Source organism: Dactylosporangium sp. NPDC051087, assembly GCF_055586325.1.
Genome location: NZ_JBVJIJ010000022.1, coordinates 1 through 13,745 on the forward strand (window position 1 = coordinate 1; position 13,745 = coordinate 13,745).

At 73.5% G+C, this 13,745-nt stretch carries 16 protein-coding genes; 8 read left to right on the forward strand and 8 right to left on the reverse strand.

Going from position 1 to position 13,745, the window contains the following annotated elements; translation table 11 throughout:
• Nucleotides 1-90: 90 nt before the first annotated feature.
• Nucleotides 91-651 carry a hypothetical protein gene (locus ACZ6TV_RS36235; RefSeq protein ID WP_465302549.1) on the reverse strand — a complete coding sequence of 187 codons (561 nt, stop codon included), beginning with the start codon at nucleotides 649-651 and terminating at the stop codon, nucleotides 91-93.
• Nucleotides 633-827, reverse strand: coding sequence for a hypothetical protein (locus ACZ6TV_RS36240; protein ID WP_465302551.1), 195 nt, complete (start codon nucleotides 825-827; stop codon nucleotides 633-635). The genes ACZ6TV_RS36235 and ACZ6TV_RS36240 overlap by 19 nt, the downstream gene beginning before the upstream one ends.
• An 81-nt stretch (nucleotides 828-908) precedes the next feature.
• Here ACZ6TV_RS36240 and ACZ6TV_RS36245 point away from each other — a divergent pair, with 81 nt between their 5' ends.
• Nucleotides 909-1,868 carry a GlxA family transcriptional regulator gene (locus tag ACZ6TV_RS36245; RefSeq protein ID WP_465302553.1) on the forward strand — a complete coding sequence of 320 codons (960 nt, stop codon included), beginning with the start codon at nucleotides 909-911 and terminating at the stop codon, nucleotides 1,866-1,868.
• Nucleotides 1,869-2,088: 220 nt separating this feature from the next.
• A complete protein-coding gene (locus tag ACZ6TV_RS36250; protein WP_465302555.1) occupies nucleotides 2,089-2,526 on the forward strand; it encodes a DUF6069 family protein in 438 nt (145 codons plus the stop codon).
• A gap of 16 nt (nucleotides 2,527-2,542) precedes the next feature.
• Here the strand turns inward: ACZ6TV_RS36250 and ACZ6TV_RS36255 are convergent, their stop codons facing one another.
• Complete coding sequence (locus tag ACZ6TV_RS36255; protein WP_465302557.1) at nucleotides 2,543-3,157, reverse strand: TetR/AcrR family transcriptional regulator; 615 nt, start codon at nucleotides 3,155-3,157, stop codon at nucleotides 2,543-2,545.
• A gap of 74 nt (nucleotides 3,158-3,231) precedes the next feature.
• Between ACZ6TV_RS36255 and ACZ6TV_RS36260 the strand changes: the two genes are divergently transcribed.
• Together ACZ6TV_RS36260 and ACZ6TV_RS36265 are read left to right on the forward strand one after the other, a co-directional pair.
• Nucleotides 3,232-3,762, forward strand: a complete 531-nt coding sequence (locus tag ACZ6TV_RS36260) for a peroxiredoxin-like family protein (protein ID WP_465302559.1) — start codon at nucleotides 3,232-3,234, stop codon at nucleotides 3,760-3,762.
• A gap of 24 nt (nucleotides 3,763-3,786) precedes the next feature.
• The gene (locus tag ACZ6TV_RS36265; protein ID WP_465302561.1) at nucleotides 3,787-4,254 is read left to right on the forward strand and encodes a GNAT family N-acetyltransferase; all 468 of its coding nucleotides are present in this window, start codon (nucleotides 3,787-3,789) and stop codon (nucleotides 4,252-4,254) included.
• A gap of 29 nt (nucleotides 4,255-4,283) precedes the next feature.
• Here the strand turns inward: ACZ6TV_RS36265 and ACZ6TV_RS36270 are convergent, their stop codons facing one another.
• The 3 genes from ACZ6TV_RS36270 to ACZ6TV_RS36280 are packed head-to-tail and all read right to left on the reverse strand — an operon-like array spanning nucleotide 4,284 to nucleotide 6,972.
• Nucleotides 4,284-5,231: an ornithine cyclodeaminase family protein gene (locus tag ACZ6TV_RS36270; protein ID WP_465302563.1), complete on the reverse strand. Its 948-nt coding sequence runs from the start codon at nucleotides 5,229-5,231 to the stop codon at nucleotides 4,284-4,286.
• Nucleotides 5,225-6,334, reverse strand: a complete 1,110-nt coding sequence (locus ACZ6TV_RS36275) for an alanine racemase (protein ID WP_465302565.1) — start codon at nucleotides 6,332-6,334, stop codon at nucleotides 5,225-5,227. Before ACZ6TV_RS36275 ends, ACZ6TV_RS36270 begins: the two co-directional genes overlap by 7 nt.
• Nucleotides 6,331-6,972 (reverse strand): helix-turn-helix transcriptional regulator, encoded by a 642-nt coding sequence (locus ACZ6TV_RS36280; protein WP_465302567.1) that lies wholly within the window; start codon nucleotides 6,970-6,972, stop codon nucleotides 6,331-6,333. Before ACZ6TV_RS36280 ends, ACZ6TV_RS36275 begins: the two co-directional genes overlap by 4 nt.
• Before the next feature lie 87 nt (nucleotides 6,973-7,059).
• On the opposite strand from ACZ6TV_RS36280, the gene ACZ6TV_RS36285 reads away from it, so the two are divergent.
• From ACZ6TV_RS36285 to ACZ6TV_RS36300, 4 genes are all read left to right on the forward strand, one after another.
• Complete coding sequence (locus tag ACZ6TV_RS36285; RefSeq protein WP_465302569.1) at nucleotides 7,060-8,139, forward strand: NYN domain-containing protein; 1,080 nt, start codon at nucleotides 7,060-7,062, stop codon at nucleotides 8,137-8,139.
• Between the two features lie 94 nt (nucleotides 8,140-8,233).
• Nucleotides 8,234-10,258, forward strand: a complete 2,025-nt coding sequence (locus tag ACZ6TV_RS36290; RefSeq protein ID WP_465302571.1) for an RICIN domain-containing protein — start codon at nucleotides 8,234-8,236, stop codon at nucleotides 10,256-10,258.
• A gap of 55 nt (nucleotides 10,259-10,313) precedes the next feature.
• Nucleotides 10,314-11,501 (forward strand): PP2C family protein-serine/threonine phosphatase, encoded by a 1,188-nt coding sequence (locus ACZ6TV_RS36295; RefSeq protein WP_465302573.1) that lies wholly within the window; start codon nucleotides 10,314-10,316, stop codon nucleotides 11,499-11,501.
• Nucleotides 11,502-11,557: 56 nt separating this feature from the next.
• Nucleotides 11,558-12,733 carry a M20 metallopeptidase family protein gene (locus ACZ6TV_RS36300; protein ID WP_465302575.1) on the forward strand — a complete coding sequence of 392 codons (1,176 nt, stop codon included), beginning with the start codon at nucleotides 11,558-11,560 and terminating at the stop codon, nucleotides 12,731-12,733.
• Nucleotides 12,734-12,838: 105 nt separating this feature from the next.
• Here ACZ6TV_RS36300 and ACZ6TV_RS36305 read toward each other — a convergent pair whose 3' ends face one another.
• Nucleotides 12,839-13,030, reverse strand: a complete 192-nt coding sequence (locus tag ACZ6TV_RS36305; protein WP_465302577.1) for an antitoxin — start codon at nucleotides 13,028-13,030, stop codon at nucleotides 12,839-12,841.
• A 32-nt stretch (nucleotides 13,031-13,062) separates the two neighbouring features.
• The gene (locus ACZ6TV_RS36310) at nucleotides 13,063-13,473 is read right to left on the reverse strand and encodes a hypothetical protein (protein WP_465302579.1); all 411 of its coding nucleotides are present in this window, start codon (nucleotides 13,471-13,473) and stop codon (nucleotides 13,063-13,065) included.
• Nucleotides 13,474-13,745 lie beyond the last annotated feature (272 nt).

A 13,745-nucleotide genomic window follows, 5' to 3' on the forward strand; every position in this document is an offset into this window, starting at 1 on the left:
CGTACCGCATACCCCCAGCACACCGCCGCCACAGGCCAGAGCGATCACCCACAAAGAAGGAGCAACCCAAACCCTGACCCCGAATGGTCTCTAGCCGCGGCGTTCGATGTGGCGTACGACGTCCGCGATGTCACCCACACCGGCGGTGGTGGTCCACGCGGTGAGCTCGTCGTGGTCCGCGGCGGGCAGCCAGCCGTCGCGGATCCCGGCCCGCAGCAACGCCGTCGCGGGATGCGAGACCTCGCCGGGCGGGGACCATTCCTCGTACAGGCGGATCCAGCCGTTCCTGGAGCTCCACGTCGCCAGGGGTGGTGGCGGCTCGTCGCGGTACGCGTACTGCAGGCAGTGCCGCAGCCGGACCTGCAGCCAGTCGCTCCACCCGTCGGCGGCGAACCGGTCCGCCTCGGCCTCGGCCTCGCCGGTGCGGCCGGCCCGCACCAGCGCGGCGCAGCGCTCGATGCGGGTGTGCGCGACCTGCTCACCGGCGCCGATCACCCGGCGCTCGTGGAAGCCGGGCTCGATGTCCTGCAGGAACCGCGCGTATTCGGCGAACCGGCCGCTGTCGTAGAGCCGGCGCCTGCCCTCGAGCATCTGCACGTGGACCAGGTTGAACCGCTTGACCGCGCGGCTGTTCAGCCATCCTCGCAACACCGCGCCATCGTAGGCGCCCGCCCGGTGTTGGCGCGGCCCGTGCGGATGCGCTCGATGTGGCCGCAGTAGCACTCCAGGGCGAGCAGGACCCCGGCGTCGGAGTTGTGCAGGGCGCGGATGCGACGCTCGGACAGCAGGACACGGGACCCGTGGGTCGGGCAGTCGATGACGAACATGTCCTCAGCGTGCGGTGGCCGCCGGATCCGCAACAGTGGCAGACCTGCACGCGATCGCAGGTTTTCTGCCATCATGGTGGCATGCATCATCCGTTCCGGAACGTCGCGCTGTATGTCCACGACGGCACCGGCGCGTTCGGGGCCGGGATCATGAGCGAGATCTTCGGCTACGACCGGCGCCACCGCGGCCTGCCCGGCTTCGACTATGCGGTGTGCACCGACCGGCCCGGCCCGGTGGTCACCGACAGCCGACTGACGCTCATGGTGGAGCACGGGCTCGACCGGCTCGCCGCCGCGGACCTGATCCTCATCACCTCGTGGGAGCGGTTCGAGGTCGAGCCGTCGCCGGAGGTCCTCGCCGCGATGCGGGCGGCGCACGAGCGCGGCGCCACGATCGCCGCGCACTGCACCGGTGCCTTCGTGCTCGCCGCCGCGGGCCTGCTCGACGGGCGCCGCGCGACGACCCACTGGCGCTGGGCGGAGGCGATGGCGGCACGGTTCCCCGACGTGAAGCTGATGCCCGAGGTGCTCTATGTCGACGAGGGCCGCATCGTCACCGGCGCGGGCGCGGCCGCCGGCGTGGACATGTGCCTGTATCTGCTGCGCCGCGAATACGGCGCGGCCGTCGCCAACGGCATCGCCCGCGACATGGTCCTGCCCCCGCACCGCGACGGCGGCCAGGCGCAGTATGTGGCGACGGCGGTGCCGGCGGACTGCGACGACGAGCGGCTCGGCGCCGTCCTCGGCTGGGCCCGGGAAAACCTCGACGCCCCGCTGACCGTCGAGGTCCTCGCCGCGCGGGCGCTGATGAGCCAGCGGTCCTTCGCCCGCCGCTTCGCGGCCGCGACCGGCTCGACCCCGCACGCCTGGGTGCTGTCGCAGCGCCTGCACCGGGCGGAGGAGCTGCTGGAGACCGCCGACCTGCCGATCGAGGAGGTCGCCCGCAGGGTCGGCTTCGGCACCGCCGCGACGCTGCGCGAGCAGTTCGTCCGGCGCCGCGGGGTCCCGCCCCGCGAATACCGCAAGACGTTCGCGTCCTGACGGGCGCCGATCGGCCGCGAGGTGCGGTGCGGCGATGACGTCGAGACTCGTCGTCGTGGTGGTGTCGGCAAGGACGCCGAGCGGTCCGGCTGTCAGGTCGGCGTGCCGCTCGACGCCGCCTGAGAAAAAGTTCGGCGGAGGTGTCGATTCCGGGGTGCCCCGCTCGACCTATGGGTGCAGACCGGCACCGGGCCGGTCGCGAGAACACCCGGAGGCCATCATGTCCACGACCACCACCACCACCGCCCCCGCCGCGACCACCGCCGCCGAGGCCGCTCCCCGCGGCACCGGGCGGCTCGTCGGTGCCGGCGCGATCGCCGCCGCGGTCGCCGCCGCCGCGACGTCGGTCGTCGCCGCCGCCGGGAACGCCGCCGGGATCAGCCTGCACGTCGGCGGCGCGCCCATCCCGGTCCTCGGGTTCGCGATGCTGACCGCAGTCTTCTCCGCGGTCGGCCTGGCCCTCGCGGTCGTGCTGTCCTTCAAGGCCCGCCACCCGCGCCGCGCCTTCGTCCGCACCACGGTCGCGCTCACCGTGCTGTCGCTCGTGCCGGACGTGACCGCCGACGCCGCCACGGCCACGAAGGTGCTGCTGATGGTGACGCACCTGGTCGCCGCCGCGATCGTCATCCCCGCGATCGCCCGCCGGCTGGCCGCCTGACCCGCACCCGGCCCCTTCAGGACCCGGCGATGCCGTCGAGCAGCATGGTGAGGCCTCCGCGGAACTCCTCGTCGGAGCCGACCCGGAGGGCCTCACCGCCGACGGCGCGCATGTTCGGGAACTCCGCCGGGTCGAGGCCCGCGATCGCCGCGGTGCCGGGCCCCGACAGCGGGCCGAGGTGCTCCAGCTGGATCGCGCCGATGAGATACGCCAGCAGCCCCCGCAACGCGAGCACCCTGCGCCGTGGGTCCGGGACGGGCCCGGCCAGGATGCCGACGACGGTCTCCGACCAGCGCAGGATCGCGGGGGAGCGGTGCCGGTGCGTCATGGTCAGCGGGATGACCGCCGGGTGGGCGCCGACCGCCACGCGGACCCGGTCCACCATCGCCACCGTCCGCTCCTGCCAGGTGCCACGCTCCGGCGGCGCCGGGTCCACCGCGCCGAGCACGAGCTCGACGACGAGGCCTTCGAGCTCCTCGCGGTCGTGGACGTAGCGATACAGGCTCATCGTCCCCATGCCCAGCTGCCCCGCGACGGCGCGCATCGTCAGCCCGCCGGGGCCGTCCCGGTCGAGGACCCCGAGTGCGGCGGCGGCGATCTGACCGGGCGTCAGTGACTTCGGGCGTGGCATGGCACTTGACAGCGTACGGCCTACGCTCGACGCTGTAGGGGTACGTTGTACGCTTACGTCACGGGGAGGTCGTCATGGTCGTCGTCGATGCGCGCCGCCTGCAGGTCGTCGTGGGGGAGCCGGTCGCCGTGCCCGACCCCGACCTGCTGGTGCACCTGCAGTTCCGGCGCTTCGCCGGCTGCCCGGTCTGCAACCTGCACCTGCGCTCGATCGTGAATCGGCACGACGAGATCACGGCGGCGGGCGTCCGTGAGGTGGTCGTGTTCCACTCCTCCGCCGCGCAGCTGCGGGAGCACGTGGCCGGGCTGCCGTTCGCGGTCGTGCCCGACCCGCAGAAGCGGCTGTATCGCGAGTTCGGCGTCGAGTCGGCCCGCCGCGCCCTGCTGAACCCGCGCGTGTGGCCGGCGATCCTGCGCGCGGTCGCCCGTGGCCTGCGATCGCGGGAGCCCCTGCCGTCGCTCAACCCGGCCGGTGGCCGCCTGGGCCTGCCGGCCGACTTCCTCATCGCCCCCGACGGCACCGTGCTCGCGTCGAAGTACGGCGACCACGCCTACGACCAGTGGTCGGTCGACGAACTCCTCGCGGCCGCCAGGAAGGCGTCCTGACAGGTGGGGCGCGATGATGGGTCCATGGACGTTCCGCAGATCCCGCGCCGCGCCGAGCTCAGCGATGCACTGGCGGTCGCCGAGGTACTGATCAGCTCCCGCCGCGCCGCGGGCGACGCCATCCCGCCCGGCATCCACCCGGACCACGAGGTGCGGGACTGGGTCCGCACCGTCGTCATCCCCGACCGCGAGGTGTGGCTGATGGAGGACGCCGGCGGCGTGGCGCTGGGCGTGCTGGTCCTGCACGACGACTGGGTCGACCAGCTCTACATCGCGCCGGGCAGCACCGGCCTGGGGCTCGGCTCCCGGCTCGTCGACCACGCCAAGTCCCGCCGGCCCGGCGGGCTGCAGCTGTGGACGTTCGCGACGAACCTCGCGGCGCAACGGTTCTACCTCCGCCACGGGTTCACCGTCGCGGAGACGACCGACGGCTCCGGCAACGAGTCGAAGGCACCCGACATCCGCTTCGTCTGGACGGGCGCCCGCGGGTAGGGCGCCGTCGAGATCCGCGCGGAGCAGCGTCAGAGGCCGGCGGCCCGCAGGAGGGCGTCGGCGATGAAGAGGTCCTGCAGGGCGATGCCCGAGCTGTCGAAGACGGTGATCTCGTCGTCGTCCCGGCGGCCGGGCGCGGTGCCGGTGAGGACGTCGCCGATCGCCGTCGCCGTGAGCGTGCCGTCGGCGACGAGGGCGGCGACGTGCTGCAGCTCGCCGATGCGGACCGACTGGGACGGCAGGTCGCAGAAGAGCCGGGCGGTGTGCAGCAGCGCCGGTGGGAGCTCCTGCTTCCCCGCGGCGTCGGATCCCATGCTGGCGACGTGGGTGCCGGGGCGGACCCACCCGGCGTCGAAGAGCGGGGCGGTCGCGGTCGTGGCGGTGACGATGATGTCCGCGGCCGCGCACGCCTCCTGTGCCGTGGCCGGCGACCCCGACAGCCCCCGCGAGGCGAGCTCCGACAGGAACCGCTCACCGTGCGACGGCGTGCGGGCCACGACATGGATGGCGGAGATGGGACGCACCGCGGCGAGGGCGGCGCACTCGTAGAGCGCCTGGTGGCCCGTGCCGAAGACGGCGAGTGTACCGGCGTCCGCACGGGCCAGCGATGCGGCGGCGACCGCGTCCGCGGCGGCGGTCCGGTAGGCGTTGACGACGCCCGCCTCGACGATCGCGCCGATGCGGCCCAGCTCCTGGTCGAAGAGCATGACCACGGAGTTGTGCCGGGGCAGGCCGAGCTCGGAGTTGCCGGGCCAGTAGCTGCCGACCTTCACCCCGGCGAGGGCGGCCGACGCGCCGGACTTCACCGTGAACCGGTTCTCGGGTGCCGAGCCGTGCCCCGGTACGGCCGGAAAGACCGACGACCGGGGATCGGCGGCGGCGATCAGCGCCGAGCGGACGGCGGTGAAGGCGAGCGCTTCGGTGACGAGCGCGGCGGACCGGTCTTCGGGCAGGAAGCGCATCGGGGTGTTCACCATCCTCTGATTCGTGGCCACACGGCCCGCACGGCGCGTGAGCCCGAGGCGACGACGTGGTAGCGGTCGTGCTGCGCGGCGGTCGCGCACGCATGGTTGGGCAGGATCCGCACGCGGGTGCCGACCGGCAGGTCGGGCAGGGCCGCCGTGCCGCCGGCGCGGATGGCCAGGATGCCGTGCTCCTGGCTGGCGTCGGCCATGACGAGGTCGTCGAAGAGGTTGCCGTCGAGGTCGGCGACGAGCCCATAGCGCTGGTCGACGCGCTGCCGTGCGGTGCCGAGGTCCCGGGAGGTCGCCATCCAGCCGCCGTCGGTCAGGATCCAGCCCTTGTCGGGGCGGTGCCCGATGACGGTCGCGACCACGGTCATCGCCAGGTCGGCGACGGTGCACACGCCGATGCCCGCCATCACGAGATCGAAGAAGAGGAAGTTTCCGGCGCGGACCTCGGTGACGCCGGTCAGGTCGGTCGCGAAGTGCGCGGTCGGCGTCGACCCGACGCTCACCACCGGCGCCTCGAAACCCGCCGCGCGCAGCGACAGCGCGGCCCGCACGGCGCAGTCGCGCTCGTGGTCCGCGGCGGCGCGCAGCGCGTCGTCGCCGTCGGCGAAGTAGGACTCGCCGGCGTGCGTGAGGACCCCGCGTGGCACCGCACCGACGGACGCCAGGGCCCGGGCGACGGCCGGCGCGTCCGAGGGCTGGACGCCGCCGCGGTGGCCGTCGCAGTCGACCTCGATCAGCGCCGGCACCCCGGCCGGCAGCGCCACGGCCTGGGCCTCGCTGTCGAGCAGGACGGTCAGGTCGACGCCGCGGTCCCGCAGGGCGAGCACCCGCGGCAGCTTGTCCGGCGCGATCCCGACCGCGTAGAGGATGTCGCGGTATCCGGCCGCGGCGAACGCCTCGGCCTCGGCGAGCGTCGACACGGTGATCGGGCCCGGCCGCCCGTCGTGCAGCAGGGCGGCGACGTCGACGGACTTCGTCGTCTTCACGTGCGCCCGCAGCGTCACGCCGAGCCCGTCGAGGTGCTTGCCCAGCCGCTCGGCATTCGCCCGCACCGCGGCGACATCCACCGCCAGGAACGGCGTGCCGGGTTCGTCGAGGGTGCTCATGCTGGCTCCTTGCGGCAGTCGGCGAGGTCGGCATAGGCCGCGGATCTGGACACCCCGAGCCGTTCGGCGATCCGGGGCACCGCGTTGCGGACGGCGAAGACGCCACGGCGGTCCAGCGCGCGCAGCAGCGCCAGCCGCTCGGGCCGGGTCAGCGCGGCGACGGGCCGGCCCCTGGCCAGCTCCTCGGCCCGCACCAGGGCGTCGACGACGTCGTCGAAGTCGTCGCTGAACGTGGTGACCGGCACCTGCGCGGGTGCGGTCCCGGCCAGGGCGGTGAGCAGGTCGCCGGCCTGGCGCAGCGCGGTCACGTCGACGTTGACGCACAGCGCGCCGAACACGCGGCCGGCGCCGTCGCGCAGCGGCATGGTCGACGACTTCACGACCCGGCCGTCTGGGCGGCGGGTCACGTAGTTGACGTCGTTGACGGCGGCGTCGCCCTGCGCGAGCACCGCGAGGCCGATCTCGCTGAGCGCGCCGCCGGCCTTGCGCCCGGTCACGGACCCGGCGACGGCGACGACGGACTGCTCGCCGAGCCGGTAGTCGTGCAGGACGACCTCGCAGGTCGGCCCGAACGTCGCGGCGAGGCCGTCGATGACCGGCAGCAGCGCCGACAGGATCGCATCCGCGCCGTCGTCCACCCGCTCATAGTAAACGTCCAGACTCTGGACGGAAAGTCCAGGTGGTGCTTTCCGGGCGGCCGGACCGGCGGGCGTAGGGTGGCGCGGGTGGACTCCGAAGACCGGATCGCGCTGTTCCTGGACTACGAGAACCTGGCGCTCGGGGCGCGGGACAACCTCGGCGGCATGACGTTCGACTTCCGCCCGATCGCCGACGCCCTCGCCGAGCGGGGCCGGGTGGTGGTCCGCCGGGCGTATGCCGACTGGTCGTTCTTCGACGAGGACCGGCGGATGCTGACCCGCTCGCACGTCGAGCTGATCGAGATGCCGCAGCGGATGGGCGCCTCCCGCAAGAACGCCGCCGACATCAAGATGGCGGTCGACGCGATGGAGCTGGCGTTCGAGCGCGAATACATCTCGACGTTCGTGCTGTGCACCGGCGACAGCGACTTCACCCCGCTCGTGCACAAGCTGCGCGGCCTCAACAAGCGGGTGATCGGCGTCGGTGTCGAGAAGTCCACGTCGGCGCTGCTGCCCCCGGCGTGCGACGAGTTCCTGTATTACGACCGCCTCGAAGGTGTCGAGGTGCCGGCCGCCCGGACCCGCGGTGGCGGCCGTACCGCCACGCGCGCCGCCGAGCCGGACCAGCGCCGGTCGCAGCCCGCCCCGGAAGCTCTGCCGGAGCCTTCCCAGGAGCCGCCGGTCCGGGACAGTGACGCGCTCGCGGTGCTCGTCGCGCAGACCGTCGCCGGGTTGCAGGGCAGCTCCGGTGGCGAGGTCACGGCGTCGACGCTGAAGCGGACCCTGCTGCGCAAGGACCCGACGTTCAGCGAGTCCGACTACGGCTTCCGCGCGTTCGGTGAGCTGCTGCGGCACCTCGCCGGGCGCAACGTGATCGAGCTGGTCCCGGGCCGGGTCAAGGGCGACCCCGAGGTGGGGCTGCCCGAGCACGGCGACCAGGAGGCCGGGTTCGCGCTGCTGCGGGCCGTGGTGCAGGAGGCGGGCGACGGCGGCGCCGCGCTGTCCGGGCTGAAGAACCAGGTCCGCCGGGTCCGGCCGGACTTCAGCGAGAAGAAGCTCGGCTACCGCACGTTCCTGCAGTTCTGCAAGGCCGCCGCGACCAGCGGCGCGGTGCAGCTGCGGTGGACCCCCGAGGTCGACGACTACCTGGTCACCGCGTCGAGTTAGCGCGCACATCGCGAGGGCTCCAAGCATTGACGACGGTCCGTGTGAGCGATAACAATCGACGCACCCCGCCGCCGATCTGACATGGACACCCCAGATGAAGCATGTGATCCGGCTCCTCGCGCTCCTCGTCCTCTTCGCCGGTCTGACCGTCGCCGCCGCGCCCGCCCGGGCGGCCGTCACGAGCACCCAGGTCCCGGTCCCGCCGCCGCCGATGGGCTGGGCGTCCTGGAACACGTTCGCCGCGAAGATCAACGCCAACGTGATCAAGGCGCAGGCCGACGCGCTCGTCTCGTCGGGGCTGGCCGCCGCCGGCTACCGGTACGTCAACATCGACGAAGGCTGGTGGCAGGGAACCCGCGACGCGGCCGGCAACATCACCGTCGACACCGCCGAGTGGCCCGGCGGCATGGCCGCGATCGCCGACTACATCCACAGCAAGGGCCTCAAGGCCGGCATCTACACCGACGCCGGCCGCGACGGCTGCGGTTACTACTACCCGACCGGGCGGCCGGCGGCGCCCGGCAGCGGCAGCGAGGGCCACTACGCGCAGGACATGCTGCAGTTCTCCCGCTGGGGCTTCGACTTCGTCAAGGTCGACTGGTGCGGCGGCAGCGCCGAGGGCCTCGACCCGCAGAGCACCTACCGCGCGATCAGCGCCGCCGTCACCGGTGCCGCCGCGACCACCGGCCGGCCGCTGCTGCTGTCCATCTGCAACTGGGGCGTGCGGAGCCCGTGGGACTGGGCGCCCGGCCTGGGCGCGATGTGGCGCACCAGCACCGACATCATCTTCTACGGCCAGACCGCCACCCAGGCCATGGTGTTCAACAACTTCGACCAGGGCCTGCACCCGGCGGCGCAGCACACCGGCTACTACAACGACCCCGACATGATGATCGCCGGCATGCCGGGCCTGACCGCCCCGCAGAACCGCACGCACCTGGGCCTGTGGGCGATCTCGGGCGCCCCGCTGCTCATCGGCGACGACGTCGCCACCATGGACGCCACCACCCTGGCGACGCTGCGCAACGCCGAGGTCGTCGCCGTCGACCAGGACCCGCGCGGGCTGCAGGGGGTGAAGGTCTCCGACACCGGCGGCCGGCAGGTGTACGGCAAGGTCCTGTCGGGCAACGGCCGGCGCGCGGTGCTGCTGCTCAACCGCGCGTCCACCGCCGCCGCGATGACGGTCCGCTGGAGCGACCTGGGTCTCTCCGCGGCGTCCGCCTCGGTGCGCAACCTGTGGACGGCGACGAACGCGGGCACCTTCGCCTCGTCGTACACCGTGAACGTCCCGGCGAACGACGCCGTGCTGCTGACCGTCACCGGCACGGAGGCACCCGCCACGACCTACGAGGCCGAGGCGGCCGGCAACACCCGCACCGGCGCGACCGTCGTCGCCTGCGCGGGCTGCTCGGGCGGCTCCAAGGTCGGCGGCGTCGGCAACGGCGGCACCCTGCGCCTCAACGCCGTCACCGCGGCCGCGTCCGGCCTCGCGGTGGCGACGATCGCCTACGTCAACGGCGACCCGGTCACGCGCACCGCGACACTGCAGGTCAGCGGGCAGCCGTCGACGGTGGTCGCGTTCCCGCCGACCGGCTCGTGGACCACCGCCGGCACCGTGTCCGTCATCGTGCGGCTGGCCGCGGGCACGGCGAACACCCTCACGTTCTCCAACCCCGGCGCATGGGCCCCCGACCTCGACGCGATCGAGCTGCGCCCGCTGGCGTCGGCTCCCTCGTCCGTCCGCGTCCAGGGCGTGCAGTCGGGCCGGTGCCTGGACGTCGACAACTCCAGCACCACCAACGGCGTCCAGCTGCAGCTGTGGGACTGCAACGGGCAGAACAACCAGGCCTGGACGCAGACGCCGGACCGGCAGCTGGTGGTGTACGGCAACAAGTGCCTGGACGCCTACAACAACGGCACCGCGAACGGCACCGTCGTGGCCATCTGGGACTGCAACGGCCAGGCCAACCAGCAGTGGAACGTCAACGCCGACGGCACCATCACCGGCGGGCAGTCCGGCCTGTGCCTCGACGCCAGCGGCCACGGCACCGCCAACGGCACGAAAATCATCCTGTGGGCGTGTGGTTCGGGCACGAATCAACGCTGGACCCTGTCGTAGAGGGTTCGCTCACCCTCGGCGGGGTATGTGCCCCGCCGAGGGAGGTGCACCGCATTTGACCGCACGGTGGAACGACGCCATGGCGGACCTGCTGCGGATCGAGCGGCTCGCGCAGCCCGACGAGCTCGCCGCGGCGGTCGCCGCCGCCGCGCCGCCCGGCGTCGACGTGTGGACGTACCTCGTCGACCAGGAGCAGCGGGTCCTGCTGCCCGTGCCACGCCCGCCCCTGCCGGCGCCGCCACCCCTGCCGGTCGAGTCCACTGTGGCCGGCCGGGTGTTCATGACGGTGCAGGCCATGACGTCCACTGTGGACACGCTGTGGATGCCGCTGCTGGACGGCACCGAACGCCTCGGCGTGCTGCGGTTCGTCTCCCCGGCAGGCTTCGCCGACCTGTCCGGCTGCGACCTGTTCGCGCAGCTCGTCGGGCACCTGGTCGCGACGAAGTTCCCGTACGGCGACGGCCTGCTCAAGGTCCGCCGGACCCGCCGCATGTCGGAGGCCTCCGAGCTGGTGTGGCGCCTGCTGCCGCCGCTGACGTTCGTGAGCGACCGCGTTGTCGTCGCCGCCGTCCTCGAACCCTGCTACGAGGTCGGCGGCGACGGCTTCGACTACGCCGCCGACGGCGGCACGCTGTTCTTCGCCATCTTCGACACCGCCGGCCACGAGCTGCGCGCGGGGCTCGGCACCGCCGTCGTCATGTCCGCCCTGCGCGCCGCCCGCCGCTGCGGCGAAGGCCTCACCGCGATGGCCCGCGCCGCGGACCGCGCCCTCGAACGGCACCTGCCGGAGCTGCGCTTCACCACCGCGGTCCTCGCCGAGCTCGACCTCGACACCGGGCGGCTGCGCTACCTCAACGCGGGCCACCCGCCGCCGCTGCTCATCCGCCACGGCAAGGTCGTCCGCGGCCTGGACGGCGGGCGGCGGCTGCCGCTCGGCCTCGACGACCCGCAGGTCGAGATCGCCGAGGAGACCCTGGAACACGGCGACCGGCTGCTGCTCTACACCGACGGCGCCACCGAGGCCCACGGCCACGACGGCGACGAGTTCGGCGTCGACGGTCTCACCGACCTCGTCCAGCGCGACACCGGCCACCTGCCCGCACCGGAGACGCTGCGCCGGCTCTGCCACGCCGCGCTCGCCAAGTACGACGGCGCCCCCACCGACGACATCACGCTGATGCTGGTCGAATGGTCCCGGGACGCGGCACGCGCCATGCTGCCCCTCAGCTCCCCGGCGAACTGACAACCCGGTCCGCTCGCCATCCGTCCGGCCGGCTGAAACGCAGTACCGTGTCCGGGATGGGACTCCGGGAAGACCTCATCGATCTGCGACGCGACCTGCACCGGCATCCGGAGATCGGGCTGGACCTGCCGGGCACCCAGCGCAGGGTCCTCGCCGCGCTGGACGGGCTACCCCTCGAGGTGCGCACCGGCACCGGGCTGTCGTCGGTGACGGCGGTGCTGCGCGGCGGCCGGCCCGGGCCCGTCGTCCTGCTCCGCGGCGACATGGACGCCCTGCCGGTGACCGAGCTGGCAGACGTGCCGTTCGCGTCCGCCGTCCCCGGCGTCATGCACGCGTGCGGGCACGATCTGCACACGGCGGGGCTGGTCGGCGCGGCCAGGCTGCTCGCGGAGCGGCGCGACGAGCTCACCGGCGACGTCGTCTTCATGTTCCAGCCGGGGGAGGAGGGCTACAACGGCGCCGGGCTGATGATCGACGAAGGTGTCCTGGACGCCGCCGGGCGGCCCGCCGACGCCGCCTACGGGCTGCACGTGGTGGCCACCGACTTCCCGCGGGGTGTGTTCGCGTGCCGGCCGGGGCCGCTGATGTCCGCCTCCGCTGGGCTGTTCGTGCGGGTCGTCGGGGCCGGCGGGCACGGTTCGGCGCCGCACGACGCCCGTGACCCGATCCCGGCCGCGTGCGAGATGGTGACGGCGCTGCAGACGATGGTGGGGCGCCGGTTCAGCCCGTTCGAGCCGGTCGTCGTCACCGTCGGCGCGTTCCACGCCGGCACGCTGCGCAACGTCATCCCCGACGAGGCCGTCTTCTCCGCGACGGTCCGCACGTTCAGCGCCGCCGCCGCGGAGCAGATCGCGCACGACTCGGTGCGGGTGTGCCAGGGCATCGCGGCCGCCCACGGGCTGGACGTCGACGTGCGCTTCGAGCCGGAATACCCGGTGACCGTCAACGACGCCGCGGAGTTCGAGTTCGTCGCCGACACCGTCGGCGACGTGTTCGGCGCCGAGCGGTTCCAGCGGATGGAGCACCCCGATCCCGGCTCCGAGGACTTCTCCCGTGTCCTGGAGCGGGTGCCGGGCGCCTACCTGTTCCTCGGCGCGGCCGGCGGCGACGACCACACCGTCATGCCCAACAACCACTCCCCGCGCGCCGTCTTCGACGACAGTGTCCTGCTCGACGGCGCGGTGCTGCTCGCCGAGCTCGCGCGGCGCCGCCTGGCCCGCGGCGACGGCTGAACCCGGCACGCACGGGACCACGCCGTCCTCCGGGCGCCCCGAGGTGCCCGGAGGACCGGTCCGCCCGGCGGATGCCGGGCGGCGCGTCAGTGAGCGAGCTTGCCGTCAACTGCCTTGCGGCCGGGTGTCGCCCTGCCCGGTGTGCCGGGCGGCGGTGTCGACGCCCTTGTCGATCTGGTTGCCGTACTTGCCGCCGGTGCGCTGGTCGGCCTGGTTGCCGGCCTTGTCGATCGCCTGGTCGACCTTGTCGTCGTGCCGGTGCGCAAGGCCTTTGATCTTGTCCATGAAGCTGCTCATCTCGTCCTCCAAATGGCTTCAGGGACGCAGCACTACCCGGCCCGTGCGGGGTTACCCCTCGGCGGACGACGCGGCCTCGGCGCGGTGCGGTGGCCGCCGCGGGCCGGCAGCTCGTCGTGGGTGCCGCGCTCGACGATGCGGCCCTCGTGCAGGAAGTGGATGACGTCGGCGTCGCGGACGGTGCTGAGCCGGCGCGCGATGACGATGCGGGTCTGCGACAAGGCCGACAGCCGGGTCTCGACGAGTGCCTCGGTCGCCGGGTCGAGGTGCCTGGTCGCCTCGTCGAGCAGCAGCACGCGGGCCAGGGGCGCGTCCGGGTCGGTGAGGGCGATGTTGTCGCGGGCGGTGCCGGTGACAGAGCAGGTTCCTGGGTCACCACCCCGCATCCCACGGCGCAGCGCCTGCGGGTCGAGGGTCGCCGCGTCGGCGCCGCCGTGCGGCACGCGGCCCTCCGCCGGCGCGGCGCGCGTCCCGGCCAGGTCGGGGGTCGCCGCCCGCAGCGGCTCGACCGCCTCCGCTTCAGCTCGTCCTCGCGCAGTTCGACGCCGGCCCTCGCCAGCACGTCGAGCGTGATGCGTGCCTTCTTCGCCTGGTGTCCTCCTGTCCCGTGGGGTGGGGGGGGGGGGGGGGGGGGGGGGGGGGGGGGGGGGGGGGAGGAGGGGGGGGGGGGGGGAGGGGGGGGGGGGGGGGGGGGGAGGGGAGGGGGGGGGGGGAA

Coding starts and splice junctions, on each gene's coding strand:
- ACZ6TV_RS36300 (WP_465302575.1), top strand. CDS start 11,558: ATGGGACTCCGGGAAGACCTCATCGATCTGCGACGCGACCTGCACCGG.
- ACZ6TV_RS36255 (WP_465302557.1), bottom strand. CDS start 3,157: ATGCCACGCCCGAAGTCACTGACGCCCGGTCAGATCGCCGCCGCCGCA.
- ACZ6TV_RS36290 (WP_465302571.1), top strand. CDS start 8,234: ATGAAGCATGTGATCCGGCTCCTCGCGCTCCTCGTCCTCTTCGCCGGT.
- ACZ6TV_RS36245 (WP_465302553.1), top strand. CDS start 909: ATGCATCATCCGTTCCGGAACGTCGCGCTGTATGTCCACGACGGCACC.
- ACZ6TV_RS36305 (WP_465302577.1), bottom strand. CDS start 13,030: ATGAGCAGCTTCATGGACAAGATCAAAGGCCTTGCGCACCGGCACGAC.
- ACZ6TV_RS36260 (WP_465302559.1), top strand. CDS start 3,232: ATGGTCGTCGTCGATGCGCGCCGCCTGCAGGTCGTCGTGGGGGAGCCG.
- ACZ6TV_RS36240 (WP_465302551.1), bottom strand. CDS start 827: ATGTTCGTCATCGACTGCCCGACCCACGGGTCCCGTGTCCTGCTGTCC.
- ACZ6TV_RS36250 (WP_465302555.1), top strand. CDS start 2,089: ATGTCCACGACCACCACCACCACCGCCCCCGCCGCGACCACCGCCGCC.
- ACZ6TV_RS36275 (WP_465302565.1), bottom strand. CDS start 6,334: ATGAGCACCCTCGACGAACCCGGCACGCCGTTCCTGGCGGTGGATGTC.
- ACZ6TV_RS36265 (WP_465302561.1), top strand. CDS start 3,787: ATGGACGTTCCGCAGATCCCGCGCCGCGCCGAGCTCAGCGATGCACTG.
- ACZ6TV_RS36270 (WP_465302563.1), bottom strand. CDS start 5,231: ATGGTGAACACCCCGATGCGCTTCCTGCCCGAAGACCGGTCCGCCGCG.